At 68.4% G+C, this 23,690-nt stretch carries 21 protein-coding genes and 1 pseudogene; 12 read left to right on the top strand and 10 right to left on the bottom strand.

Going from position 1 to position 23,690, the window contains the following annotated elements; translation table 11 throughout:
- Positions 1-726: 726 nt before the first annotated feature.
- Positions 727-2,094, bottom strand: coding sequence for an adenosylmethionine--8-amino-7-oxononanoate transaminase (locus BM172_RS17310; protein ID WP_026633521.1), 1,368 nt, complete (start codon positions 2,092-2,094; stop codon positions 727-729).
- A gap of 65 nt (positions 2,095-2,159) precedes the next feature.
- Here BM172_RS17310 and BM172_RS17315 point away from each other — a divergent pair, with 65 nt between their 5' ends.
- Genes BM172_RS17315 through mazG form a run of 5 tightly spaced genes read left to right on the top strand, consistent with a single transcriptional unit; the run spans position 2,160 to position 5,937 of the window.
- Positions 2,160-2,939, top strand: a complete 780-nt coding sequence (locus tag BM172_RS17315; protein ID WP_035322357.1) for a type II secretion system protein N — start codon at positions 2,160-2,162, stop codon at positions 2,937-2,939.
- Complete coding sequence (locus BM172_RS17320) at positions 2,936-3,724, top strand: inositol monophosphatase family protein (RefSeq protein WP_026633519.1); 789 nt, start codon at positions 2,936-2,938, stop codon at positions 3,722-3,724. Before BM172_RS17315 ends, BM172_RS17320 begins: the two co-directional genes overlap by 4 nt.
- A gap of 9 nt (positions 3,725-3,733) precedes the next feature.
- Positions 3,734-4,291: an ADP compounds hydrolase NudE gene (nudE, locus tag BM172_RS17325; RefSeq protein ID WP_026633518.1), complete on the top strand. Its 558-nt coding sequence runs from the start codon at positions 3,734-3,736 to the stop codon at positions 4,289-4,291.
- Between the two features lie 10 nt (positions 4,292-4,301).
- The gene (cysQ, locus tag BM172_RS17330) at positions 4,302-5,120 is read left to right on the top strand and encodes a 3'(2'),5'-bisphosphate nucleotidase CysQ (RefSeq protein ID WP_026633517.1); all 819 of its coding nucleotides are present in this window, start codon (positions 4,302-4,304) and stop codon (positions 5,118-5,120) included.
- A gap of 4 nt (positions 5,121-5,124) precedes the next feature.
- Positions 5,125-5,937 (top strand): nucleoside triphosphate pyrophosphohydrolase, encoded by an 813-nt coding sequence (gene mazG / locus BM172_RS17335; protein ID WP_035322355.1) that lies wholly within the window; start codon positions 5,125-5,127, stop codon positions 5,935-5,937.
- Between the two features lie 190 nt (positions 5,938-6,127).
- Here the strand turns inward: mazG and BM172_RS17340 are convergent, their stop codons facing one another.
- Positions 6,128-6,658, bottom strand: a complete 531-nt coding sequence (locus tag BM172_RS17340; RefSeq protein WP_051548320.1) for a hypothetical protein — start codon at positions 6,656-6,658, stop codon at positions 6,128-6,130.
- Positions 6,659-6,794: 136 nt separating this feature from the next.
- Between BM172_RS17340 and BM172_RS17345 the strand changes: the two genes are divergently transcribed.
- Positions 6,795-7,565 carry a DUF4097 family beta strand repeat-containing protein gene (locus tag BM172_RS17345; RefSeq protein ID WP_026633515.1) on the top strand — a complete coding sequence of 257 codons (771 nt, stop codon included), beginning with the start codon at positions 6,795-6,797 and terminating at the stop codon, positions 7,563-7,565.
- 5 nt (positions 7,566-7,570) lie between these two features.
- Here the strand turns inward: BM172_RS17345 and BM172_RS17350 are convergent, their stop codons facing one another.
- The 4 genes from BM172_RS17350 to BM172_RS17365 all read right to left on the bottom strand — a co-directional run bounded on the left by BM172_RS17350 (position 7,571) and on the right by BM172_RS17365 (position 12,661).
- The gene (locus BM172_RS17350) at positions 7,571-8,647 is read right to left on the bottom strand and encodes an SLC13 family permease (protein ID WP_051548392.1); all 1,077 of its coding nucleotides are present in this window, start codon (positions 8,645-8,647) and stop codon (positions 7,571-7,573) included.
- Between the two features lie 41 nt (positions 8,648-8,688).
- The gene (locus BM172_RS17355; RefSeq protein WP_026633513.1) at positions 8,689-9,321 is read right to left on the bottom strand and encodes a glutathione S-transferase family protein; all 633 of its coding nucleotides are present in this window, start codon (positions 9,319-9,321) and stop codon (positions 8,689-8,691) included.
- 158 nt (positions 9,322-9,479) lie between these two features.
- Positions 9,480-11,960: an ABC transporter permease gene (locus BM172_RS17360; protein WP_026633512.1), complete on the bottom strand. Its 2,481-nt coding sequence runs from the start codon at positions 11,958-11,960 to the stop codon at positions 9,480-9,482.
- Positions 11,957-12,661, bottom strand: a complete 705-nt coding sequence (locus BM172_RS17365; RefSeq protein WP_026633511.1) for an ABC transporter ATP-binding protein — start codon at positions 12,659-12,661, stop codon at positions 11,957-11,959. The genes BM172_RS17360 and BM172_RS17365 overlap by 4 nt, the downstream gene beginning before the upstream one ends.
- Between BM172_RS17365 and BM172_RS17370 the strand changes: the two genes are divergently transcribed.
- The 3 genes and pseudogenes from BM172_RS17370 to BM172_RS17380 all read left to right on the top strand — a co-directional run bounded on the left by BM172_RS17370 (position 12,660) and on the right by BM172_RS17380 (position 15,184).
- On the top strand, positions 12,660-13,289 hold the full coding sequence (locus BM172_RS17370; RefSeq protein WP_026633510.1) for an arylesterase: 630 nt from the start codon (positions 12,660-12,662) through the stop codon (positions 13,287-13,289). The two genes, BM172_RS17365 and BM172_RS17370, sit on opposite strands and share 2 nt — an antisense overlap.
- A gap of 109 nt (positions 13,290-13,398) precedes the next feature.
- Positions 13,399-14,097, top strand: a pseudogene (locus tag BM172_RS17375) (response regulator transcription factor); the annotation flags it as partial.
- A gap of 166 nt (positions 14,098-14,263) precedes the next feature.
- The gene (locus tag BM172_RS17380) at positions 14,264-15,184 is read left to right on the top strand and encodes a sensor histidine kinase (RefSeq protein ID WP_026633509.1); all 921 of its coding nucleotides are present in this window, start codon (positions 14,264-14,266) and stop codon (positions 15,182-15,184) included.
- Positions 15,185-15,329: 145 nt separating this feature from the next.
- On the opposite strand, the gene BM172_RS22935 is transcribed toward BM172_RS17380, so the two are convergent.
- Complete coding sequence (locus tag BM172_RS22935; RefSeq protein WP_026633508.1) at positions 15,330-16,685, bottom strand: 3-oxoacid CoA-transferase; 1,356 nt, start codon at positions 16,683-16,685, stop codon at positions 15,330-15,332.
- A 149-nt stretch (positions 16,686-16,834) separates the two neighbouring features.
- On the opposite strand from BM172_RS22935, the gene BM172_RS17390 reads away from it, so the two are divergent.
- From BM172_RS17390 to BM172_RS17400, 3 genes are all read left to right on the top strand, one after another.
- Complete coding sequence (locus BM172_RS17390; RefSeq protein ID WP_026633507.1) at positions 16,835-17,206, top strand: BlaI/MecI/CopY family transcriptional regulator; 372 nt, start codon at positions 16,835-16,837, stop codon at positions 17,204-17,206.
- The gene (locus BM172_RS17395; RefSeq protein ID WP_081805001.1) at positions 17,193-18,467 is read left to right on the top strand and encodes a M56 family metallopeptidase; all 1,275 of its coding nucleotides are present in this window, start codon (positions 17,193-17,195) and stop codon (positions 18,465-18,467) included. Before BM172_RS17390 ends, BM172_RS17395 begins: the two co-directional genes overlap by 14 nt.
- Positions 18,468-18,597: 130 nt before the next feature.
- Positions 18,598-19,587 (top strand): isoaspartyl peptidase/L-asparaginase family protein, encoded by a 990-nt coding sequence (locus BM172_RS17400; RefSeq protein ID WP_035322351.1) that lies wholly within the window; start codon positions 18,598-18,600, stop codon positions 19,585-19,587.
- 99 nt (positions 19,588-19,686) lie between these two features.
- Here the strand turns inward: BM172_RS17400 and BM172_RS17405 are convergent, their stop codons facing one another.
- Genes BM172_RS17405 through BM172_RS17415 form a run of 3 tightly spaced genes read right to left on the bottom strand, consistent with a single transcriptional unit; the run spans position 19,687 to position 23,604 of the window.
- Positions 19,687-20,148 carry a thioredoxin domain-containing protein gene (locus BM172_RS17405; RefSeq protein WP_231504114.1) on the bottom strand — a complete coding sequence of 154 codons (462 nt, stop codon included), beginning with the start codon at positions 20,146-20,148 and terminating at the stop codon, positions 19,687-19,689.
- Positions 20,145-21,323 carry a sialidase family protein gene (locus tag BM172_RS17410; RefSeq protein WP_026633504.1) on the bottom strand — a complete coding sequence of 393 codons (1,179 nt, stop codon included), beginning with the start codon at positions 21,321-21,323 and terminating at the stop codon, positions 20,145-20,147. The genes BM172_RS17405 and BM172_RS17410 overlap by 4 nt, the downstream gene beginning before the upstream one ends.
- A gap of 31 nt (positions 21,324-21,354) precedes the next feature.
- Positions 21,355-23,604 (bottom strand): TonB-dependent receptor, encoded by a 2,250-nt coding sequence (locus tag BM172_RS17415; protein ID WP_026633503.1) that lies wholly within the window; start codon positions 23,602-23,604, stop codon positions 21,355-21,357.
- Between the last annotated feature and the right edge of the window lie 86 nt (positions 23,605-23,690).

The raw sequence follows: 23,690 nt of genomic DNA on the forward strand, positions 1-23,690 counted from the left end.
CCCGCCGGGAGAGGGGTTGGGGTGAGGGTACGGTCGGAGCGCAAGGGTGAGGTGCATCGCTTCGGCCGAATCCTCATCCGGCTGCCGCCACCTTCCTCGCTCCTCAGAGCCGCGCACATCCCTGTGCGCTCCCCGCCTGCTCTCCCACGGGGACTACCTTCGGGTCGCCGGAGGGAGAAGGATTTCCGGGCGGAAACTGAGGGGAAAGGAAACGGTTGCGGAGGTTTGGTTGCCCATTGTCGTGGACGGGCGCAGCATCGTTGTACCCACGGCTTCGAGAGGGCCGAGTCATGTCCAAGTCCCCTGTTCTTTTTGCCGCTTTGCTGGCGGTTCTGGCGAGCTCAGCGGTGGCGCAGAATGCTGCGGCGCCTACTCAGGATGCCCGCACCAAGCGCGTTGAGGGTGTGGAAACCATGCCGTATACGCCGCCCGCGAATGGCCCTCAGGGTGCCAAGCGGGGGAATGACCATAACTGTCTGCGTTATACCGGTAGCCGGATTCCGCCTAAGGATGGGAGGTGTATTCCTGCGCCGGGGCGGGTTTACTACAAGGAGGATATCGATCGGACGGGCGAGCAGAGGCTTGGGCCGGCGTTGAGGAAGTTGGATCCGGGTGTGGGTGGGCGGTGAGGTGATTGCTGGGGCGCCAGCCTTGTGGCGCCTCTGCATGTGCGGAGACTGAGGCACTGGATTCCTGCCTGCGCAGGAATGACGAGCTGGGGCGGCGCTAGTCGGCGATGGCGCGTTCGATGCCGGCGATCGCGACGTCGACCAGGTGATCCAGCTCATCCGTGCTCACCACATACGGCGGCATGAAGTAAACGACATTGCCCAGCGGCCGCAGCAACGCCCCGTGTTCCAATCCATGCAGATACACACGCAAGCCACGCCGCTCCTCTGACGGATATGGCGCACGCGTGGCTTTGTCACGCACCAGTTCAACCGCCGCAATCATCCCGGTCTGCCGCACATCCGCCACCTGCGGATGCTCGCGCAACGGCGCCAACCGCCGCGCCAGATGCGCAGCCAACTCGCGATTGCGCTCCAGCACCGGCTCATCGCGAAAAATATCCAGCGTCGCCAACGCCGCCCGGCACGCCAGCGGATTGCCGGTATAGCTATGCGAATGCAGAAACGCCTTGCCGGCGTTGTATTCGGCATAGAACGCCTCGTACACCGGCGTGGTCGTCAGCACCGCCGACAGCGGCAGGAAGCCGCCGGTAAGCCCCTTGGACAGGCACATGAAATCCGGCGAAACCCCCGCCTGCTCGCAAGCGAACAGCGTCCCGGTCCGCCCGAACCCCACCGCAATCTCGTCGGCAATGAAGTGCACGCCGAACTCATCGCACAAGGCACGCAACCCGGTGAGATACGAAGGGTGATACATGCGCATCCCACCGGCGCACTGCACTAAGGGCTCGACGATCACCGCGCAAGTTTCATGCGCATGCTGTTCCAACAACACACGCAACTCGCCAAGGCGCCGCGCAGCACACGCCTCCGCGCTTTCACCAGGCTCAGCTTCATACGCATCCGGCGACGGCGCCAGAACCGGCGTAAGCAACAACGGCGCATACGTCTTGCGATACAGCGCCACATCGCTCACCGACAGCGCCCCCAGCGTCTCGCCGTGATAGCTGCCCGTCAGCGCAATGAACCGCGTCTTCTGCCCGGCCCCCTGGTTGAGCCAGTAGTGGAAGCTCATCTTCAACGCCACTTCGATCGCGGCGGACCCGTTGTCAGCCAGGAACACCCGCTCCAACCCCGCCGGCGTGATCTGCGCCAAACGCTCCGCCAACTCGATCGCTGGCTCATGCGTAAACCCGGCAAAGATCACATGCTCCAGCGTATCCAACTGCTGCTTCAACGCCGCCCCGATCCGCGGATTGGCATGCCCGAATAAATTCGTCCACCAGGAACTGATCCCATCCAGGTAGCGTCGCCCATCCGCATCCACCAGCCAGGGCCCTTCGCCGCGGACGATGGGCAGCATCGGCACGGTGCCGGCGTGGTCGTGCATCTGGGTGCAGGGGTGCCAGAGATGGCGCAGGTCGCGGGCGGCGAGGGCTTGGTTGCGGCTTTCGTTCGGGCTCATCCGGGTATGATCGGGGTTCGGCGCCGGCTGCCTCAAGCCCGCCTGATCCGTTGGAGTCCCCTTTTTTGATCCGGTTGCGCACCGTTCTGTTGTTCCTGTTGCTGGTTTCCGCCCTGGCCTGGCTGGTGGCGTACCTGCCGGCCAGCTGGGTGCGCCCGCAACTGGAGGCGCGCCTGCACGGCCTGCGCCTGGAAGGGCTGAGCGGCACGCTGTGGGACGGCCATGCCGAGCGCGTGCTGGCCGAGAGCGGCGGCGATCTGGGCCAGTTCGATTGGCAGCTGTCGCGCCGGGCCCTGCTCGGCGACACCCAGATGAGCGTGGCCTTCCGCGGCGACTGGGGCCACCTGACCGGCCAGATGCGCAAGCGCGAAGACAAGCGCGAGGAATGGAGCCAAGTCCGGCTGGACGGCGATCTCGCCCAGCTTTCCGCCAGCCTGGCGCCCGAAGCCGCCCGCCTCGAAGGCCGCCTCACCATCGACAACGCCCGCGTGGTGCTGCAAGGCCGCTGGCCGCTGGAACTGGACGCCGCCGCGCGATGGAGCGGCGCCAGTCTGCAGGGCGTGCAGCGCGATCTCGCTTTCGGCAACCTGCAGTTGCGCGCCCAGGGCGCGAGCGGCGTGGTCAACGCCACGCTGCAGGACGACGGCAACGGCCCGCTGCAACTGGCCGGCCACCTGGCGCTGAGCCCGCTGGGCTGGAAATACGACATCAAGGCTAGGCCGCGCGAGCCCGATCCGGCGCTGCGCGACTGGCTGGCGGGGTTCGGCCGGCTGGCGGCCGACGGCAGCATGCATCTGCAACGCAGCGGCGGACTGGCCGCGATCATGGGCAAGGGGAATCGATGAGCGCACCCGATCTGCAGCGGGCATTGTCCGCCGCGCGCGAAGCCGCGGAAGCGGCGGCCGAGGTGATCCGCCACTATTGGCGGCGCGGCGTGGAAGTGGAGATCAAGAGCGACGCCACGCCGGTGACGATCGCCGACCGCGAAGCGGAACTGGCCATCCGCAAAGTGCTGCAGGCGGCATTGCCGGAGGCGGCTATCTACGGCGAGGAATTCGGTCTGGACGACGGGGCGCGCGAGCTGCTCTGGCTGGTCGATCCGCTCGACGGCACCAAGAGCTTCGTGCGGCGCACGCCGTTCTTCTCCACCCAGATCGCGCTGATGCACAAGGGCGAACTGGTGCTGGGCGTTTCCAGCGCGCCGGTCTACGGCGAAACGCTGTGGGCAAGTGCCGGCGGCGGTGCCTGGTTCGAAGGCGACCGCGTGCGCGTGGCCGCCACCGACAGCATGGCGCAGGCCTCGATCTCCACCGGCAACGTCAAGACGCTGACCATGGATGCGCGCTGGGCGGAGCTTGGCGCGATGATCCGCGACAGCAACCGCATCCGCGGCTACGGCGATTTCTGCCACTACCACCTGCTGGCCCGCGGCGGGCTGGACCTGGTGATCGAGTCGGACGTCAACATCCTGGACGTGGCCGCGCTGGCGGCGATCGTGCGCGAGGCCGGCGGCCTGTTCACCGACCTGGACGGCCAGCCGCTCACCCTGGACACGCGCAGCGTGCTGGCGGGCACGCCGGCCCTGCACGCGCAGGCGTTGACGCGGTTTCGTGCAAGCCTACAGAGCTAGAATCGAACGATGCCCAAGCCCCCCATCATCCATGCCACCCGCGACGTCCACGACAGCCATTTCCTGCGCGTGGAGCAGCTGGATCTCGAATTCTCCAACGGCGAGCGCCGCACCTACGAGCGCCTGAAAGGCAGCGGCCTGGGTGCGGTGATCATCGTGCCGATGCAGGACGACGAGACCGTGCTGCTGGTGCGCGAATACGGCGCCGGCGTCGGCCGCTACGAGCTGAGCCTGCCCAAGGGCCGCCTGGACCAGGACGAGACGGTGGAGCAGGGCGCCGATCGCGAGCTGAAAGAGGAAATCGGCTTCGGCGCGCGCAAGCTGAAGATCCTGCACAACCTGTCGCTGTCGCCGTCGTACATGACCCATATGGCGCACGTGGTGCTGGCGCAGGACCTGTATCCGGAGCGCCTCGAAGGCGACGAGCCGGAAGAACTCGAAGTGGTGCCATGGAAGCTTGCCAACCTGCATGAGCTGATCGCCCGCGACGACGTAACCGAGGGCCGTTCCATCGCCGCGCTGTTCATGGCCCGCGAGTATCTCGCCGGTCGGTTCAAACCAGCATGAGCAAGCCGGCATGAGCATGGCGCCGGTGTCTCCGCTGCTGCGCCAGGTCGCGGCCATCGCGCGCGATGCGGCGGCGGCCATCCTGGTGGTGTATGAGCAGGATTTCGCGGTTCAGCGCAAAGAGGATCACTCGCCGGTAACGGATGCCGACCTCGCTGCGCAGCATGTGATCATGGCCGGGTTGGAAGCGCTGGATGAGCAGCTGCCTGTGCTTTCCGAAGAGTCGCGCATCGCCTCGTGGAAGGAGCGCCAGGCCTGGTCGCGCTACTGGCTGGTCGATCCGCTCGACGGCACGCGCGAGTTCGTCAAGCGCAACGGCGAGTTCACCGTGAACATCGCGCTGATCGACGGCGACGAGCCGGTGCTCGGCGTGGTGCTGGCGCCGGTGACCGGCGATCTCTACGCCGCCGAACGCGGCGGCCGCGCATGGCGACAGGAACATGCCGGTGCAGAATGGCAACCCATTGCCACCCGCGCCATCACCCAGCCGCCGGTGGTGGCCGGCAGCCGCTCCTACGGCGGCCACGGCGCCGCGCTGCTGCGCGAGCTGCTGGGCGACGAGGTGGTGGAAACGCCGATGGGTTCCTCGCTGAAATTCTGCCTGCTGGCGCGCGGCGCCGCGGATGTCTATCTGCGCCGCGGCGCCACCAGCGAATGGGATACCGCGGCCGCGCAGTGTGTGCTTGAAGCCGCGGGCGGAGCCGTGCTGGATCTGACCGGCGCGCGGCTGCGCTACAACCGCAAGGATTCCCTGCTCAATCCCGAATTCATCGCCGTGGGCGACACGGCCATCGACTGGACCGCGCGGCTGCGCGCGGCGGATGTGTGACCGCATGACCGAGACGACGCGCCACAGCCTCGACGACCTGCTCGCCATCATGGCCCGCCTGCGCGACCCGCAGCGCGGCTGCCCCTGGGACGTGCAGCAGGACTTCGCCACCATCGCGCCGTATACGATCGAGGAGGCCTACGAAGTGGCCGACGCGATCGACCGCAAGGACTGGCACGACCTGCGCGACGAACTCGGCGACCTGCTGCTGCAGGTGGTGTTCCACGCGCAGATGGCGCAGGAGCAGGGGCTGTTCGACTTCGCCGACGTGGCGCATGCGATCAGCGACAAGATGATCCGCCGCCATCCGCACGTGTTCGGCGACGTCAGCTATGACGACGTCGAGGCGCAGAAGGAGGCGTGGGAGGCGATCAAGGCCGAGGAGCGCGCGGCGAAGGGCGAGTCGCACGACGACAGCGCGCTGGCCGGCGTGTCGCGTGGCTTGCCCGAATGGAAGCGCGCCTTGAAGCTGCAGCAGCGTGCGGCCAAGGTCGGCTTCGACTGGCCGGACGAGCAGCCGGTGCTGGACAAGCTGGCCGAAGAGATCGAGGAAGTGCGTGCGGAATTCGCGGCCGGCGCGGACAAGGCGCGCCTGCAGGACGAGATCGGCGACGTGGCCTTCGTGCTGGTGAATCTGGCACGGCATGCGGATGTCGATTTCTCGCAGGCGTTGCGGCATGCGAATGAGAAGTTCGAGCGGCGTTTCCGCGGGATGGAGGCGCTGGCGCGCGAAGAAGGCGTGCCGTTGGCGGAGCGCGGCCTGGAAGCGCAAGAAGCGTTGTGGCAACGCGTCAAGGGCGGCGAAGTCCTGCCATAGGTTGCGTAGGTTGGGGTGAGCCGTAGGCGAACCCCAACGTCGCCATGGTCAAGCGCCTCGCATCGTTGGGGTTCGCCTGCGGCTCACCCCAACCTACGTAAAAAAAGAGGCGCGAAGTTCTGGGGACTTCGCGCCTCAAGTTCCATCTCGCTGGGCAAACAGCGGTTGTGTCGTTGTGGTTGTTATGGGATCACGCAGACGGCGAGGCCGGCGGCGGGGGCGGCGCCGCCGGGCGCATCATTTCCAGGCGGACGTGCAGCTTTTCCAGGTCTTCGCGGCGCTTGGCTTCGTCAGCGAGGTTCTCGTCCAGACTCTTGCGCAGGGTGGCGATGGCCTGGTCGGTATTCGCCGGCGCCATCTGTGCGCGGGCCAGCTGGTGATAAACGTAAGTTCGCACGCGCTGATCCTGCGACTTGGCCAGCACGGCGTTGTACAGCGCGGGCAGTTCCTTCACGCGACCGGCCTGCGTATACAGGCGCTCCAGCTCGCGCAGGTCGGCGATCACCGCCGGTTCCGGCGCACCCGGCAGCGTGCCGTTGAACAGCAGCGGGGCATTCGGTGCATTGGGGCGCGACGGGCGCTGGCCCTTGCCGTCGGCCGGGGCTTTCGCGGCCGGCTGGGCGGCCGAGGCGGCGGGCGCGGCATCCTGTGCCAGGGTATAGGCCCCGCTGCCGGCGAACAGCACGGCGAGGGCGGAAACGAGTAGAGCCTTGCGTTTCATGCGGTCGTTCTCCTTGACGGGCATCGCGGTCCACAACGGCCCATGCCAACTGGCGGTTGACCCATGCGGGCAGCCTTGCAACCTTTCGGCCCGCGGCTGCATCAGAAGCCCGAACGTCCACCAAGGAGCTTTCTCCATGCGTTACCTGATCCTCGCCAGCCTCGCGCTGCTGCCGCTCGCCGCCCAGGCCGACGACTGCAAATTCCAGGCCCAGCGCAATCTCCAGCTCGATCTCAACGGCGTGCATTCCGTGCAGATCGACCTGCGCAGCCATGACCTGCACCTGCGCGGCGACAGCGCCGTGCGCGGCGGCGAACTGACCGGCCGCGCCTGCGCCTCCAGCCAGGACCTGCTGGACGACCTGGTGGTCACCCAGCGCCGCCAGGGCGACGTGCTGATCGTCGAGGCCGGCCGCGACCATTCGCACTGGGGCATCGGCCACAGCTACGCCAACCTGGAGCTCAATCTGAAACTGCCGCCGGCCGTGCCGGTCACCTTGAACGGCGGCTCGGGCGATGCCTGGGTGAATGGCATGAAGCGGCTCGACGCACATGTCGGCTCGGGCGACCTGCATGTGAAGGATCTCGATGGCCCGCTCAATGCCAGCATCGGCTCGGGCGATCTCGACGTCAGTAACGTCGGCAGCGTGGATCTCGGCGCCGTCGGCTCGGGCGATTTCAAGGGCGAGGACATCAAGGGCAACGTGCGCGTGGGCAGCGTCGGCTCCGGCGATGTCACGGTGCGCAACGTCGGCGGCAGTGTGCACGTGGATACGGTCGGTTCCGGCGACCTCAATGCGCACGGCGTGGGCGGCGACCTGTCGCTGGGCGCCAAGGGCAGCGGCGACGTGAGCTATTCGGACGTGCGCGGCAAGGTCAATGTGCCGCGCGATCGCGACGACGACTGAATCGATCAGCCGAACCAGCGCGCCACCAGATACACCAGCGGCGCGCACACCAGCAGGAACGGGATCGACACCCGGTGGAACAGCCGCAGCCCCTGCGGCTGTTTCGCCAGGCGCAGTGCGATCAGGTTGGCCAGCGAGCCGATCGCCACGCCGAAGCCGCCCACGTTTACCGCCACGGCCAGCGCCATCGCATCCGGCGCGCGTTCGAGCAGCAGCACGGTGGCGGGCACGTTGCTGATCAGCTGCGAGGCGACGATGCCGCTGGCGTAGAGATGCAGCGGCTGGCTCAGGTCCACCGCACCCAGCAGTTGCCCCACCCACGGCAGCGCGGCGAAATGGCCCAGTCCCAGGAAGATCGCGGCGAAGGTTGCCAGCAGCAGCCAGTCCACGCGCGCCAGCAGGCGCCAGTCGAACAGCGCGAACGGAATCAATAACAGCGACGCGCCGATAATCGCGTGGCCGTGCTCCATCATCAGCACCATCATCGCCAGCGCCACGATGGACAAGGCCGCCTGCGAGGCGGACACCGCGTGACCGTCGATCTGTTCCGCATGCAGCTCGACGCGTTCGCGCGGCAGCCAGAACCAGGTCAGCAGTGCGACCAGCGTGAACATGGTGGCCGCCGCCGGCAGCATCGCGCCGACGAATTGCAGGAACGGCAGCCGCAGGTACTGCCACACCAGCAGGTTCTGCGGATTGCCGATCGGGCTGAGCGTGGAACCCGCGTTCACCGCCAGCGCTTCCAGCACCACCAGGCGCAGCACGGGAAGGTTGGAGATGCCGCCCGCGGCGACGGTCAGCGGCACGATCAGGAACAGACTGACGTCGTTGGTCAGCACCATCGACAGCACCGCGGTGATACTCACCAGCAGCAGGCCCAGCATGCGCTGCGAATGCGCCCGCGCCACCAGCAGGCCCGCCAGATGCTGCACCAGGCCGCTTTCGCGGATGCCCTGGATCGCGATCAGCAGGCCGAGCAGGCCGGCCAGCGTGGGCAGCTGCAGCCAGCGCTGGTAGTGGCTCCACGGTTGCGGATCGGCGATGGCCAATACCAGCGCCAACAGGGCGAAGGCGGCCAGCATCCATTCGTCTTTCAGGCGCTGGCGCCAGGTCTTGCTGGCGCTTACTGCCACTCGGTCAGCCCTTCCAGTTCGTAGAGCTTCTTCCAGCTCGGGCGTGCGCGCACGAGATCCGCCAGGCGCTTCAGTGCGGGCCATTCGGTAGCCGGGCGCGGCATGTTGCGCGACCAGCGCAGCAGCATGGTGAGCATCAGGTCGGCGCCGCTGAACTGTTCGCCGAGCAGATAGGGGCCGTGCGCGGACAGCTGTGCCTCGAGGCGATCCCACACGCTTTCGATGCGCCGCTGGATGGCCGCGCGGATCGCCGGCGGATAGTCGTCGTAGCCCAGCTCGCGCGGATAGAACCACAGCCGGTAGGCCGACATCAGCGTATTGCTCAGATACACCACCCACTGCTGCCACAGCTCGCGTTCCGGCGTGCCGGCGGGCGGGATCAGCTGCGCTTCCGGATGGCGTTCCGCCAGGATCAGCAGCAGCGCGCCGGATTCGACGCGCACCTGGCCATCGATCGCCAGCGCCGGCACGGTGCCACCGGGATTGAGCTTGAGATACTCGGGCGAGTGCTGCGCATCGCGCTCGAAATCGACCAGTTCCAGGTGGTACGGCGCGCCGATTTCCAGCAGGGCCAGGTGCACGACCATGCTGGCGGTGCCGGGGCAGTAATAGAGGGTGTACATGGCTGGGCCCGTGAGGTGGATCGGGCGATCTTAGCCGCCACCGGCCAGATTGGGCGTAGGTTGGGGTGAGCCGCAGGCGAACCCCAACAGGCCTTGCCTGGATGCGCCATGTTGGGGTTCGCCTGCGGCTCACCCCAACCTACGCCGGAAGCGTAGCGTCACGAATCCCGCAGCAACTGCATCGGCGAGGTGCGCGTGACTTTGCGCGTACCGGCCAGCCCCAGCAGCATCACCACGAAGGCCGCGCCCAGCGCCGCCAGCAGCAGCGGCCCCAGCGGCGGCACGAAGCCTTCGATGCGAAACACCGCACGCCCCATCCACCAGCCCGCGCCGGCCGCGCCGAACGCGGCGGTGAGGCCGGCGACCAGGCCGAGCAGGGCGAACTCGCAGGCGGCGGCCAGGCGCAGCTGGCCGCGCCGCGCGCCGAGTGTGCGCAGCAGGGCGGCTTCGTGGCGGCGTTCGGCCGCGCTGGCGGCGAGCGCGGCAGCCAGCACCAGCGCGCCGGCCAGCAGGCTGAAGGCCAGTACCCAGCGCACCGCATGGCTGACGCGGTCGACGATGTCGCGCACGCGGTCGAGCAGGGCATCGACGTCGATCAGGCTCAGGTTGCCGAAGTCGCGCGACAGCCTGGCCATCGACTCCGCATTGCCGCGCGGCACGTAGAAGCTGGCGATCCAGGTATGCGGCAGCTCCTTGGCGTGCGCCGGATCGAGCAGCAGGAAGAAGTTGACGCGGAACGAACTCCAGTCGACCTGGCGCACGCTGGCCACGCGCGCCTGCACCGTGCCCTCGCCGACGTTGAAGCTCATGCTGTCGCCGATCTTCAGCGCGTACATGTCGCGCCACATGGTATCGACCGAGACTTCCGCCACCGGCGGACTCGGGCCGTTCCAGGCGCCGGCGACGACGCGGTTGGACGGCGGCAGCTCGTCGGTCCACGACAGGCGCAGCTGGCGGTCGCTCCAGTCCTTGGCGCGCTCGTCCTGGAACTTCAGCTGGTCGATCGGACGGCCGTTGATCGCGGTCAGCTTGCCCACCGCCAGCGGCAGCATGTTCAGCTGCTGCGCGCCGAGTCCGCCCAGCGCCTGCTCGAAGCCGGCGCGCTGGTCGTCCTGCAGATTCAGCACGAACCAGTTGGGCGTGTCGGCCGGCAGCTCGCGCCGCCAGCCCTCCAGCAGCGCAGGGGCGACAATCGCCAGCAACAGCAGCGCGACCAGGCCCAGGCTGAGCGCGGTGGCCTGCAGCAGGCTCATGCCGCGGCGCCGCGCCAGCGCGGCCAGGCCCAGGCGCAGCGCCGGGTGCGCGCCGGGAGCGACGCGCCGGGCGAACCACAGCAGCGCCGCCGCCAGCAGCGCCGCCACGGCGGCCACGCCGGCCAGGCTGACCGCGAGGATGCCGGCCATGCGGGCCGAGCCGGCCTGGCTCCAGATCAGCGCCAGCGCCACCAGCACGGGGATGAAATACAGCGCGTCGAAGCGGCGCACGCGGCGCGCCATGCTTTCGCGGAACACCGCCACCGGCGGCACCTCGGCCAGCCGCGCCAGCGGCGGCAGGGCGAAACCGGCCAGCACCGCCACGCCCATCGCCGCGGCGGCGAAGGCCGGGCCCAGCGGCAGGTCCACCGGCACGCTGGTGAACAGCGTGCTGGCGAAGGACCAACTGGCCTGCGCGATGCCCAGCGCCAGCGCCACGCCAAGCAGCGAGGCCGGCACCGCCAGCGCGCCCAGCGTGCCCAGCAGCAGGCCGAGCACGCGCCGGCGCGGCGTGCCCAGGGCGCGCAGCAGGGCCACTTCGTTGGTCTTGCGCCGCGCGTAGCGCTGCGCGGCCATGGCGATCGCCACGCCGGCCAGCAGGGCCGAGAGCAGGGCGGTCAGGCGCAGGAAGGCGCTGGCGCGGTCGAATGCGGTGCGCATGCGTTCCTGGGTCTGCTCGGGAGTGATCAGCTCGGCGCCCTGCGGCAGCTTCTGCGCCTGCGCCCAGGCACGCCAGCGGGCGACCTGCGACGGCTCGCCCGCCACCAGCAGGCGATGGCGCGCGCGGCTGCCGGCGCCGAGCAGGCCGGCCTGTTCGGCGTCGGCCAGGTTCATGATGGCGCGCGGCGCCAGGGCGAACAGCTCGCCGCCGTCCGGCTGGCGCAGCAGTTCGGCGGCGATGCGCAGGTTGCGGCCGCCGACCTGCACGTCATCGCCGGGCTTCAGGCCCAGCGCGACCAGGGCGCGATGGTCCAGATACAGCTCGCCGGCCGCGGGTCCGTGGCCGATGTAGTCGCCGCGGACGCCGCGCAGTTCCAGCTTGCCGCGCAGCGGGTAGGCCGCATCGGCGGCCTGCACGTCCAGCAGCTGGCTCTGTTCGTGGGCGAAGGCCACGCTGGGAAAGCCGGCGCCGCGGGTGATGGACAGGCCTTCGTCGCGCGCCTGCGCCGCGTAGGCGTCCGGCAGGCGCTGCGGCGAGCCGATGCCGAGGTCGCCGCCGATCAGCTCGGCCGCATTGGCCAGCATGCCGCGCTCGATCCGCGTGGCCAGGGTGGCGACCACGCCCAGCGCGACCACCGCAAGGGTCAGCGAAGCGGCCAGCGTGCGCAGTTCCGGCAGATGCCATTCGCGCCGCAGGCTGCGCAGGGCAAGTCGCAGCAACCTCATGCCGTGAGCTCCGCCGGGCCGCGGGCGATCACCCGGCCTTCGTGCAGCTCGACCCGGCGCTCGCAGCGTTCGGCCAGCAGCGGGTCGTGGGTGACCAGCACCAGGGTGGTGCGGTGGTCGCGGTTGAGCGCGAACAGCAGGTCGCTGACGTGGTGGCCGGTGCGCTGGTCCAGGTTGCCGGTGGGTTCGTCGGCGAACAGCAGGCGCGGCCCGTGCACGAAGGCGCGGGCGATCGCCACGCGCTGCTGCTCGCCGCCGGACAGCTGGGCGGGATAGTGGCGCCGGCGTGCGCCCAGGCCGACCGCTTCCAGCGCCTCGCGGGCGCGCGGGCGGGCGTCGTCGCGGCCTTCCAGCTCCAGCGGCAGCATCACGTTTTCTTCGGCGGTCAGCGCCGGCAGCAGGTGGAAGGACTGGAACACGAAGCCGACCAGGCGCCGGCGCAGGTCGGCGCGGGCTTCCTCGTCCAGGCTTTCCAGCGCATGCCCGTCCAGCCCGACATGGCCACCGCTGGGCACGTCCAGTCCGGCCAGCAGGCCGAGCAGGGTGGTCTTGCCGGAGCCGGAGGCGCCGACGATGGCAAAGCTTTCGCCGTCCCGTACCTGCAGGCTGACCCCGCGCAGGATGTCCAGCTGCCCCTCGGGGCCCCGCACCGACTTGCTAACATCGCGGGCTTCGAGAAGCGGACGGGAAATATCGCTCATGCGTCGGATCCTTTGGCTGGTACTGCTGTGGCTGGGCTGTGCGGGCGCCGCGGCGGCAGCGCCGGGCAAGACCGTGCTGGTGCTGGGCGATTCGCTCTCGGCCGCCCACAACATTGCGGCGGCCCAGGGCTGGGTGCATCTGCTGGAAGTACGCCTGGCCGACATGGAGCCGGGCTGGACGGCGATCAATGCCAGCATCAGCGGCGAAACCTCGCTCAGCGGCCGCAACCGCCTGCCGGCGCTGCTGGAGAAATACCACCCCGGCGTGCTGGTGCTGGAACTGGGTGCCAACGACGGCCTGCGCGGCCTGCCGCTGCCGGCCCTGCGCGAGAACCTGGCCGCGATGATCGATGCCGCGCAGAAGTCCGGCGCCAGGGTGCTGCTGCTGGGCATCGAACTGCCGGTGAACTACGGTCCGCAGTACCGTGACGGCCTGCGTGCGGTCTATGCGGAGCTGGCCCGCGACAAGCGCACCGCCTTGGTACCGTTCCTGCTTGAGGGCGTGGCCACGGATGCGTCGCTGATGCAGGATGACGGCCTGCATCCCACCGCGGCGGGCGAGCCGAAGGTGCTGGACAACGTCTGGAATGCCTTGCGTCCGTTGTTGCATGGAAGCGCCAAACAGTGACCGGATAGCCTTTTTCAGGCATTCGCTGAACAGCCACGAAAACGTTTCACACCCTACTCACCCGCAGCGAAGTTAGCTTTCACCAATGTGAAGTGCTAGGAGGTAGAGGATGAGTTCTCGCGACGAACAATCTGGCCTGATCCTGTTGGTCGAGGACAACCGGCAGATCGCCGAAATGGTCGGCGAATTCCTGGAGCGGCGAGGCTACTCGGTCGATTACGCCTCCGACGGCGTCAGCGCGCTGCACCTGGCGGTGACCAACAGCTACGACGTGGTGGTGCTGGACCTGATGCTGCCGGGCATGGATGGCCTGGAGGTTTGCCGCAAGCTGCGCAAGGAAGCCAAGAAGTCGACGCCGGTGCTGATGCTGACCGCGCGCGACACCCTCGAGGACAAACTGGTCGGCCTGGAATCCGGCGCCGACGACTACCTGGTCAAGCCGTTCGAGGTGCGTGAGCTGGAAGCGCGCCTGCGCGCCCTGATCCGCCGCGACCGCCGCCAGGTTTCCACCGAAGTGCTGACCGTCGGCGACATGACCCTGGATACCGCCACGCTGCGCCTGACCCGCGCGGGCAAGGAACTGACGGTGTCGCCGATCGGCCTGAAGCTGCTGGCGATCCTGATGCGCGAATCGCCGCGCGTGGTCAGCCGCCGCGATATCGAGCGGGAGATCTGGGGCGACACGCTGCCCGATTCGGACACGCTGCGCTCGCACCTGTACAACCTGCGCCGGGTGATCGACAAGCCGTTCGACCGCGCGCTGCTGCACACCATCCACTCGGCCGGCTACCGCCTCGCCGACCTGGATGCGGAGACGCCGGGATCGAAATCCGGCCTGGACCTGCCGCGTGCGCCGCTGGATGCGGACGGTCATTCGTCCAAGAACCAGGTGGCCTTCTCGAAGTAACACGATGGCCGCATCGTTTTCACCACCAGCGACGGAAGGCTCCCGCCGCGGCGCCTTCCATCGCCGCATGGCCTGGATCTTCGGCATGCAGACGGTGGCGGTGGCCGCGCTGTGCGTGCTCGGCGTGACGCATGTGCTGCCGGCCTACGCGGTGCTGGGGTTGATCGTGGTGCTTGGCGCGACAGCCTGGCTGATCGCACGACGGCAGTGGCGCCAGGTGCGCCGGCTGGCCAATGCGGTGAGCAGCTGGGACGAGCGCAAGGCCGACATCGGCGAATGGACGCCCGGCGAGCTGCCGCGCCGTGCGGACGCCGACGTGGCAGCGCTGGCGGAAGGACTGTACGGCTTCGCCCACCGCATCGCCGGCTACAACCAGCGCGAGCGCAACTTCACCCGCGACGCCAGCCACGAGCTGCGCAGCCCGCTCACGGTGATCAAGATGTCGGCCGACATGCTGGCCGACGAGCCCACCCTGGGCGAGTTCGGCCAGCGCTCGGTGCAGCGCATCAAGCGCGCCACGCGCGAGATGGAAGCGCTGGTGGAAGCCCTGCTGATCCTCGCGCGCGAATCGGACAAGGGGCTCACCGAAGAGGATTTCGTGGTCAACGATGTGCTGGAGCGCGAGCTGCGCGACGTGCGCGAGCTGCTCGAAGGCCGGCCGGTGAGCCTGCGCCTGGACGAGCCGGCGCGCTTCGCCCTGCATGGTTCGCCGCGCGTGTTCGCGGTGCTGTGCTGGCAGCTGATCCGCAACGCCTGCCAGCAGGCGGAAGAAGGCACGATCGTGATCACCGTGCTGCCCGGCGCGGTGACCGTGGCCAATCGCGTGGACATGGGGCCGGACAAGGTGGATCGCCACGGTTTCGAACTGGCGATCGCGCAGCGCATCAGCGAGCGCTTCGCCTGGCCGCTGGAGCTGCAGACGCGCGACGGCAACCAGCACGTGGCGCGCATTCGTTTTCCGCAGCCGTTGCCGGCGAGCGCTGCTTAAGCCCCTCTCCCGTCGGGAGAGGGGTTGGGGTGAGGGTACGGGCGGAGCGCGGAAGTGATGCGCTCCGCTCCGCCCACACCCTCATCCGCCTGCCGGCACCTTCTCCCGGAGGGAGAAGGATTCCAGTTGTGGAGTTTGAGGACGATCAACCCAGCGTCGACGCCACCGCGAAATCGCAGCCCGTCTTCGCCTTCACCTCTTCCACCGTCACGCCTTCCTGCAGTTCGATCAGGGTGAGGCCCTTGCCCTTCTCGACCTCGAACACGCACAGGTCGGTGATGATCAGGTCCACCACCTGCTGGCCGGTGAGCGGCAGATCGCACTGGTTCTTGATCTTCGGCGAGCCGTCCTTCGCGGTGTGCTCCATCAGCACCACCACGCGCTTGACGCCGCTGACCAGGTCCATCGCGCCGCCGGGACCCTTGACCATCTTGCCGGGCACCATCCAGTTGGCGAGGTCGCCGGTGCAGGACACTTCCAGGCCGCCCAGAATGGACAGGTCGATGTGGCCGCCGCGGATCATCGCGAACGATTCGGCGCTGGAGAAGAAGCTCGAGCCGGGCAGGGTGGTGATGGTCTGCTTGCCGGCGTTGATCAGGTCCGGGTCGACGTGTGCGTCGTCCGGGAACGGGCCGATGCCGAGCAGGCCGTTCTCCGACTGCAGGGTGACGTCGATGCCGGCCGGGATGAAGTTGGCGACCAGGGTCGGGATGCCGATGCCCAGGTTGACGTAGAAGCCGTCGCGCAGCTCCTTCGCCGCGCGCTGCGCCATCGCGGTGCGCAGCGGGCTTTCCTTGCCGGTGTTGGCGCCGGCGACGGTGCGGAACTCGATGCGCTTCTCGTACGACGGGCCCTGGATGATGCGGTCGACATAGATACCCGGCACGTGGACCTGGTCCGGCTCCAGCGTGCCCACCTCGACCAGTTCTTCCACCTCGGCCACGCAGAGCTTGCCGCAGGTGGCGATCATCGGATTGAAGTTGCGCGCGGTCTTGCGGAACACCAGGTTGCCCAGGCGATCGCCCTTCCATGCCTTGACGATGGAAACGTCGGCGTGGATCGCTTCTTCCAGCACGTATTCCTTGCCGTCGAAGACCTTGGTCTCCTTGCCCTCGGCCAGCTTGGTGCCGAATGCGGTGCGCGTGTAGAAGCCCGGGATGCCGGCGCCGCCGGCGCGCAGCTTCTCGGCCAGGGTGCCCTGCGGCACCAGGTGCAGTTCCAGTTCGCCGGCCAGCACCTGGCGCTCGAATTCCTTGTTCTCGCCCACGTAGGAGGCGTACACGCGCTTGACCTGGCGCGTCTTCAGCAGCGGCCCCATGCCGAAATCGTCGACGCCGGCATTGTTGCCGACGATGGTCAGCCCCTTGGTGCCGGCCGCAAGCAGGGCGGCGATCAGGTTCTCGGGAATGCCGCACAGGCCGAAGCCGCCGGCGGCGATGGTCATGTCGTCGAACAGCAGACCGTCCAGGGCCTGCGCCGCGCTTGCATAAACCTTGTCCATTGCGATGCCTTCTAGCAGGGAGAGCCAGCTGCCAAGGATACGACGGATCGGCGGCGGCTCATGCTGTACCAAGGTCGCAGCAAGGGCTTGACGTGTTCGTTTACGCATGTAATCGTAATTGCGATTACGCATGTAAACGGAGATTGACCATGTCGATCAGCGAGGCCGAGGCGGTGGTGATGGACGTGCTGTGGCGCCAGGCGCCGCGCAGCGCGGAAGATATCCTGGCCGAGCTCGGGCCGACCCAGGGCTGGCAGGAGGGCACGGTGAAGTCGCTGCTCAACCGCCTGCTGAAGAAAAAGGCGGTGAAGGCGGAGCGCGATGGCCGGCGTTATCTCTATGCGCCGCGGCTCACCCGCGAGCAGTACGTATCGCAGGAGAGCAAGGGCCTGATCGATCGCCTGTTCGACGGACGCATCGCGCCGCTGGTGGCGCATTTCTCGGAGCAGCGCAAGCTGAGCCGCCGCGACGTGGCGGATCTGCGCAAGCTGCTGGAGGAGCTCGACGATGAGCAGTCCTGAGTGGTTGTCGCGGCTGTGGCTGGCGCAGCTGGCCTTCACCATGGCCAGCGTGGCGGTGCTGCTGCTGCGCCGGCCGTGCCGGCGCTGGTTCGGCGCGGAGCGCGCGTTCCAGTTGTGGCTGCTGCCGCCGCTGGCGCTGTCGATCAGCCAGCTGCCGCATGCATCGGCGCCGGTGTCCAGCACTCCCACCCTGGTCTACACCGTTGCGACCGCCGGTGGCGCGTTGCCGGCGATGGCGGAAAGAGCTGGCTCCGGCATGCATGCCGGGGATCTGCTCCTGGCCGTCTGGGGGCTGGGCGTGGCGATCGTCGCCGCTTCGGGTTGGCTGTTGCAGCGCCGCTACCGGCGCTGCCTGCACGGCGCACGCCGGTGCGATGAGAGCTCGTCGCGCTGGCCGGTGTGGATCGCGGCCTCGGCGGATATCGGCCCGGCCCTGGTCGGTGCCTGGCGGCCTCGCATCGTATTGCCGGTGGATTTCGACACGCGCTACGACGCGCGCGATCAGGCGCTGATCCTTGCTCACGAACAGGCGCATGCGCAGCGGCGCGACGGCATCTGGTCGCTGTGTGCCTTCGCCACGCTGGCGCTGTGCTGGCCACACACTCTGGCCTGGTGGTCGTGGCGCCGGTTCCGCCAGGACCAGGAACTGGCCTGCGACGCGGCGGTGATGCGCACGCATCGCGCTGCACGGCGCGCCTACGCCGAAGCAATGCTGAAAACCCAGGCGGCGATGCAGATGCTCCCGGTGGGTTGTACCTGGTCCCCTCGCCATCCATTGACGGAGCGCATTGCCATGCTGAAAGCCAAGCCCGATTCCCTCCTGCGTCGTCGTGTCGGCGGCATCGCCATCGCGGTCTGTGCGACGGCCATGGCCGGCGTGGTCTACGCCGCCACGCCGGCCGCCGCGGCGCGCGCGGCGGCAGCGACGGATCGCTACGCGTTGCAGATCGATATCGGCTACGGCGGCGAAGCGGCATCCACGCATATGAAGCAGTGCCTCGAGCCGGGCGTCCCGGTCGCCGTGAGCGGCAGCGCCGACGGCGTCCCCGCCTGGCACGGCAGCTTCGCCGTGGTTCCCGCCGGCAGCGGTCTGCTGGTGCGCGGCGATCTCGCCGGCGGCAACCTGGACAAGCCGGTGCATCCGTCGGTGCTGGCCAAGCCCGGCGAGAAGGCGACCATCGAGATCGGCGAGGTCAACCACGGCGATCCGAAGGCCTCGCGCAGCGTCCGCATCGAACTGACGCCCCGCCTCGGTTGCTGAGTCGCTTGCGCACGACATTCTGCTGAGTACGGGCGGCAGGGCTGGCTATACTCGCCCCGACCATTCGGGGAGAACGACCGTGAAGTTGCATCGCCTGCTTGCCGCCCTTGTCCTGCTGGGAGCGTCCGCCATGAGCCATGCCACGACGCCGGTGCTGGTCATCCACGGCGGTGCCGGCGTGATCAAGCACGACATGAACCCCGCCCGCGAGAAAGCCGTGCGCGCCGCGCTCACGCAGGCGTTGCAGAACGGTTACGCCCAGCTCAAGGCCGGCAAGCCGGCCATGGATGCGGTGACGGCGGCGATCACCGTGCTGGAGAACGATCCCAACTTCAACGCGGGCAAGGGTGCGGTGTTCACCCACGACGGCAAGAACGAGCTCGATGCCGCGGTGATGGACGGCTACACGCTCAAGGCCGGCGCGATCGCCGGCGTGCATCGCGTGAAGAACCCGATCCTGCTGGCGCGCGCGGTAATGGAGAAGAGCCAGCACGTGATGCTGGCCGGCGACGGCGCCGAGGCGTTCGCCAAGGAAGCCGGCATCGAGCTGGTCGATCCAGCGTACTTCCGCACGGAAGAACGCTGGCAGCAGCTGCAGAAGGCGCTGAAGGAAGACGCCGAGCACCGCCAGCACGAAGACGTCGAAACCGCCAAGCATTTCGGCACGGTCGGCGCGGTGGCGCTGGATGCGCAGGGTCGCCTCGCCGCCGGTACCTCCACCGGCGGCATGACCAACAAGCGCTGGGGCCGCATCGGCGATTCGCCGCTGATCGGCGCGGGCACGTATGCGAACAACGGGTGCGCGGTGTCGGGCACCGGCTGGGGCGAGTTCTACATCCGCACGGTGGCGGCGCATGAGATCTGCATGCGGGTGACGCAGATGCGCGTGCCGCTGAAGCGTGCTGCGGCCGAGGTGATCAACCAGGAAATCCCGTCGATGGGCGGCAACGGCGGCGCTATCGCGCTCGATGCGCAGGGGAATGTGGCGATGCCGTTCAATACCGACGGGATGTTCCGTGGCTGGATCGCCGAGGATGGCAAGCCGCATGTGGCGATCTACGGCGACGACGATGACGGTACGGGCGATCCGTTGCCGGCGTCGGACAGCAGCGCCGAATGATCCGCGTAGGTTGGGGTGAGCCGCAGGCGAACCCCAACATCGCGCCACGATAGACGGCGAGGTTTGTTGGGGTTCGCCTGCGGCTCACCCCAACCTACGTCAAGGAATGGTGGCCAGCTTCGCCGGCGTCAGCTGGCCGCTGATGCCGCTGCGCGAACCGTCCGCGCGGATGATCAAGGTGCGCGGCAGCTCGCCGCCCCAATCCGGATCGATCAGATAGTTGATGCGCTCAGGCGTGGCGTCGGCGTAGGCGCGCGAGGGCAGCGTGTCGACGCCGGCCGCGTGCAGTCGCTGCTCGAGCGCAACGCTTTGCTGCACGCTGTCGGTGGCGACGGCGATCAGTTCGATCTCGCGTGGATGCGCGCGCTGCAGCTTCATCAAGGCCTGCAGGTTCGATTCGCAATACGCGCAATCCAATCCCCACAGCGCCAACACGCGCACGCCATGCGCCGGTGGCTTGAGCAGCCCGGGCACATCCTCGGCCTTCAACGCGACCGGTGCGCCGGCTTGCGCTGCCAAAGGCAGCATCAGCGGCACGGCCAGCAGCGCGCGCCGGATCACAAGGCCTCCGTCGGCACCAGGCGGAAGCCGGCGGCGGTATTCCAGGCCACGAACGCGCGGTGCTGCCACAACAGCAACTGCGGCGCGGCCACGGCGTCCTTCGATTGGGCGATGGTGCGCGCTTCGCCGAAGCTCGCGCCGCCGTCCTGCGATTCGCGCAACATCAGCGCGCTGCCCTGCGCATTGACCTGGTTCCACACCACCCACACCTGCCTGCTGCTCACCGCGACATCCGCATGGCTGGCGCCGGTGGTGGCGATGACCTGCGCATGCACCGGCGCCTTGCCGGGTTCGAGCTGGCCGTAATGGATGGTCGGCTTGTCCTTCGCCTCGTACCACACCGCATGGCGCACGCCATCGGCGCCGATCGCCAGGCCGGGGCCGTGGTGCGGGCAGCCGGCGATATGCCAGTCATCGAAGGTGGCGCGCTGCGCTTCCAGCGGCTGGTCATCCGCATGCAGCACCGCATAGGCGTGGTCGCGGATGTTGTCGCCGAAGATGCTGCGGTAGAACGCGGCGATCTCGCCCTGCGGCGTAGTGGCCATGGCGATGCGGCAGCATTCGCAGGTTTCGTCGGCGAGCTTGCGTTCGTCGGAGAAGGTTACGCCGCCGTCGGTGGAGACGCTGGTGTAGATGGCGGCGCCGAGATACGGCTTGTGCCTGGCGGTGGCCGCTTCGAGGTCGCGCTTGTCGATCCATGCCATCACGATGCGGCCTTGCGCATCCACCGCCATCGCATCGAAGCGATGGGTGATCTCGGCGCGGTCGTGATGCACGGTGACCGGCGCGGAGAAATGCGCGCCGCCGTCGGTCGAGCGCGCGAAGCGCACAAAGCCGGTCCACGGCTTGGCGCGCGGTTGCGACCAGCTGACGTACAGCTCGCCCTTCGAACCGAACGCGATCTTCGGCCGGTTCTCGCCTTCCGCATAGATCGGCTCGGCCTGCGCGTTGACGGCGACGGGTGCGCTCAGCGTGCGGCCGAAATCGTCCGAATGGCGCAGGCGCACATGGCCGTCCGCCGCATCCACCACCCATAGCCGGCCCTTGCCGTCGATGGCCGCGCTGGCGCCGAGATCGGGCCCTTTGGGCATGGACATGCCGGGCATGTCGTGCCCTTCGTGCGCCCACAGCGCCGGCGCGACCAGGCAGAACAGCAGGGCGATGGCTTTGCGCATGGCGCGGCTCTCGTGGTGATCGGGATGGCGGTCAGTAATCCCAGCGCACTTCGCCGAAGAAGGTGCGGCCGGGATAAGGATGGTAGACCCAGTAATGCTCGTTGGTGAGGTTGTCCACGCCGGCCGAGGCGGTCCACTGCGGCGCGAATTTCCAGCGCAGCTTGGCGTCGGTCACGGTGAAGCGGCTGACCGCACCGTAGGTATTGACGAAATCGCTGTTGTCGAGCGAGCCGTACTGGCGGCCGGAATGACGCACCGCCAGCGAGGCGTCCCACTCCGGCGTGATGCGGTAGTCGGCGACGAAGGTCGCGCGCACTTTCGGGATGCGCGGGAACCACTTGCCGTCGGCGAGCGGGTATTGGCGATCGCTCAGCGTCTTGGCGTGGTTGAACGCGACGCTGGCCTGCAGGTCCAGGCCGGCGATCCACACGTCTTTCAGCGCCAGCTCGCCCTCGATGCCGCGCACGCGCACCTTGTCCACATTCTGGATATTGGTGACGGTGGGCGTGACCGTGATGTCGGTCTGCGCGTACAGCGAATCGGCGATGCGGTCCTGGAACAGCGACACGCGCCAATGGCCGTTGGCCAGCGTGCGCAGCAGGGTGAGGTCGGTCGACCAGTCGCGTTCCGGCTGCAGGTTCGGATTGCTGTTGACGATGGCGTTGGCGGAAATGCTGCCCTGGAACAGCTCGTTCACCGTCGGATAGCGCACCGCCTTGCCGCCGGCCAGGCGCAGCTGCCAGTCCTCGGCGAAATCCCAGGCCAGCGCCGCCTTGGGCGAGAAATCGGTGCGCTGGCGCTCGGCATAGCGCAGCGCGGTGCTGGCGTTGGCGCGCAGGCCGTCGTAGGCGCGCCACTGTTCCCAGCGGCCGCCGACGGTGAGCGTCCAGGCCGGCGCGAAGCCCCAGACATCCTGCAGGTAAGCGGCGTAGGTGCGGGTGCGGCCGCCGAACGCACTGGTCTGCGCACCGTCGGCGTCGCCGCGCCAGTCGCTGGCCTGGCGCACGCGCGAAGCCAGCACGTAGCGGTCGCCGTGCAGGCCGGCGTACAGCGTGTGGTGTTCGCCCAGCGGACCGGAACTGCGCAGGTCCGCGGTTTCCCAGCCGGAGCCGCCCAGGTCCGCGACCGTGCCGGGGCCGCCCACCGGGCCCACCGGCGGTGCCAGGCTGGCTGTATGCGTCTGCGAGCGCACGAAGTCGTACTTGCTGCCCACCGCGGTCCAGCGCCAGCCGTTGTCGAAGCGGCCGTTCAGTTCCACGCCGTAGAGCGCGTGCGTTTCGCGCGTCGCGGTCGGGGCCAGGCCGCTGGCCGGCAGAGTCCAGGTGCGGCCGTAGGCGCTGACCACGCCGCCGTAGACCGGCTGGCCGCTCGGGTCGCGGATCAGGCTGTGCGTGCGGTCGTCCGCATGGTTGTGCCAGTAGCCGAGCGTGAACAGCGCCGACACCCGCTCGGTGAGGTCCACGCCCACCTTCAGCTTGGCCTGGGTCTGCTCGGTGTGCTCGATCGAATTGGCGCCGTAGACCAGGCGCGGCGAGCCGTTGGGATTGCGGTCCAGCGTGGCGCCTTCCACCGGCACGGCGCGCGCGGCATTGCCGCCGGCGGTGGCGGTGGCGTACTGCATCGGCTGGCCGTCGTTGTCCAGCTTGTTGAGCGCGAGCATCCAGCTCCAGCGCCCCTGCTTGTTGCCCAGCGTGGCGGCCAGGTTGCGGCCGTTGTAGTGGCCGCTCATGCCGTAGGCGTCGCTGAAATCCTGGCTCATGAACTGCGCGCTGGCGCTGGCTACGAAGGTCTGCGGCAGGCGCGTATGGATCAGCACCGTGGTGCCCATCGAATTGCCGGGATACAGCGCAGAGTAGGGACCGTACAGCACATCGACCGCGCCGATCTCCTCCGGCGCCACCATGCCCCAGCGCGGCGCGCCGTCGTAGCCGTTGGTCATCAGGTTGGACAGCAGCAGGCCGTCGGCATAGACCAGGCTGCGTGCGCTCTGCAGGGTGCCGGCGTTGCGGCCGCTGATCACCGCGTTGGGATCGCCGATGTAGCGCTTGCGCACCTGCAGGTTGGGCGCGTACTTCAGCGCGTCGGAGCTGTCGGTGACATTGCGTTTCTGCAGCTGCTCGCGGCTGACGCGCACCTGCACGCCGGGCGTTTCGGTCACCAGCGTGTCGCTGGCGTGGACGTGGACGGTTTCGAGGGTGCTGGCTTGCTGCGCGAAGGCCGGCGCGGCCAGCGTGCCGGCCAGGGCCAGGGGCAGTGCGCGGAGGCGGAACGGTCGGTTCAAAGTCTTACCCTGGACCCTGGTCAAGGGTTGCGAGCATAGCCGCGACCCCGTGAGGAAAAAGGCGGCGCGTTGTCGCAGGCCGTCTC

It is taken from the genome of Dyella marensis (assembly GCF_900112865.1).
Taxonomy (GTDB): Bacteria; Pseudomonadota; Gammaproteobacteria; order Xanthomonadales; family Rhodanobacteraceae; genus Dyella_D; species Dyella_D marensis_A.

Coding starts and splice junctions, on each gene's coding strand:
- BM172_RS17310 (WP_026633521.1), bottom strand. CDS start 2,094: ATGAGCCCGAACGAAAGCCGCAACCAAGCCCTCGCCGCCCGCGACCTG.
- BM172_RS17320 (WP_026633519.1), top strand. CDS start 2,936: ATGAGCGCACCCGATCTGCAGCGGGCATTGTCCGCCGCGCGCGAAGCC.
- nudE (WP_026633518.1), top strand. CDS start 3,734: ATGCCCAAGCCCCCCATCATCCATGCCACCCGCGACGTCCACGACAGC.
- cysQ (WP_026633517.1), top strand. CDS start 4,302: ATGAGCATGGCGCCGGTGTCTCCGCTGCTGCGCCAGGTCGCGGCCATC.
- mazG (WP_035322355.1), top strand. CDS start 5,125: ATGACCGAGACGACGCGCCACAGCCTCGACGACCTGCTCGCCATCATG.
- BM172_RS17340 (WP_051548320.1), bottom strand. CDS start 6,658: ATGAAACGCAAGGCTCTACTCGTTTCCGCCCTCGCCGTGCTGTTCGCC.
- BM172_RS17345 (WP_026633515.1), top strand. CDS start 6,795: ATGCGTTACCTGATCCTCGCCAGCCTCGCGCTGCTGCCGCTCGCCGCC.
- BM172_RS17350 (WP_051548392.1), bottom strand. CDS start 8,647: ATGCTGGCCGCCTTCGCCCTGTTGGCGCTGGTATTGGCCATCGCCGAT.
- BM172_RS17355 (WP_026633513.1), bottom strand. CDS start 9,321: ATGTACACCCTCTATTACTGCCCCGGCACCGCCAGCATGGTCGTGCAC.
- BM172_RS17360 (WP_026633512.1), bottom strand. CDS start 11,960: ATGAGGTTGCTGCGACTTGCCCTGCGCAGCCTGCGGCGCGAATGGCAT.
- BM172_RS17370 (WP_026633510.1), top strand. CDS start 12,660: ATGCGTCGGATCCTTTGGCTGGTACTGCTGTGGCTGGGCTGTGCGGGC.
- BM172_RS17365 (WP_026633511.1), bottom strand. CDS start 12,661: ATGAGCGATATTTCCCGTCCGCTTCTCGAAGCCCGCGATGTTAGCAAG.
- BM172_RS17380 (WP_026633509.1), top strand. CDS start 14,264: ATGGCCTGGATCTTCGGCATGCAGACGGTGGCGGTGGCCGCGCTGTGC.
- BM172_RS22935 (WP_026633508.1), bottom strand. CDS start 16,685: ATGGACAAGGTTTATGCAAGCGCGGCGCAGGCCCTGGACGGTCTGCTG.
- BM172_RS17390 (WP_026633507.1), top strand. CDS start 16,835: ATGTCGATCAGCGAGGCCGAGGCGGTGGTGATGGACGTGCTGTGGCGC.
- BM172_RS17395 (WP_081805001.1), top strand. CDS start 17,193: ATGAGCAGTCCTGAGTGGTTGTCGCGGCTGTGGCTGGCGCAGCTGGCC.
- BM172_RS17400 (WP_035322351.1), top strand. CDS start 18,598: ATGAGCCATGCCACGACGCCGGTGCTGGTCATCCACGGCGGTGCCGGC.
- BM172_RS17410 (WP_026633504.1), bottom strand. CDS start 21,323: ATGCGCAAAGCCATCGCCCTGCTGTTCTGCCTGGTCGCGCCGGCGCTG.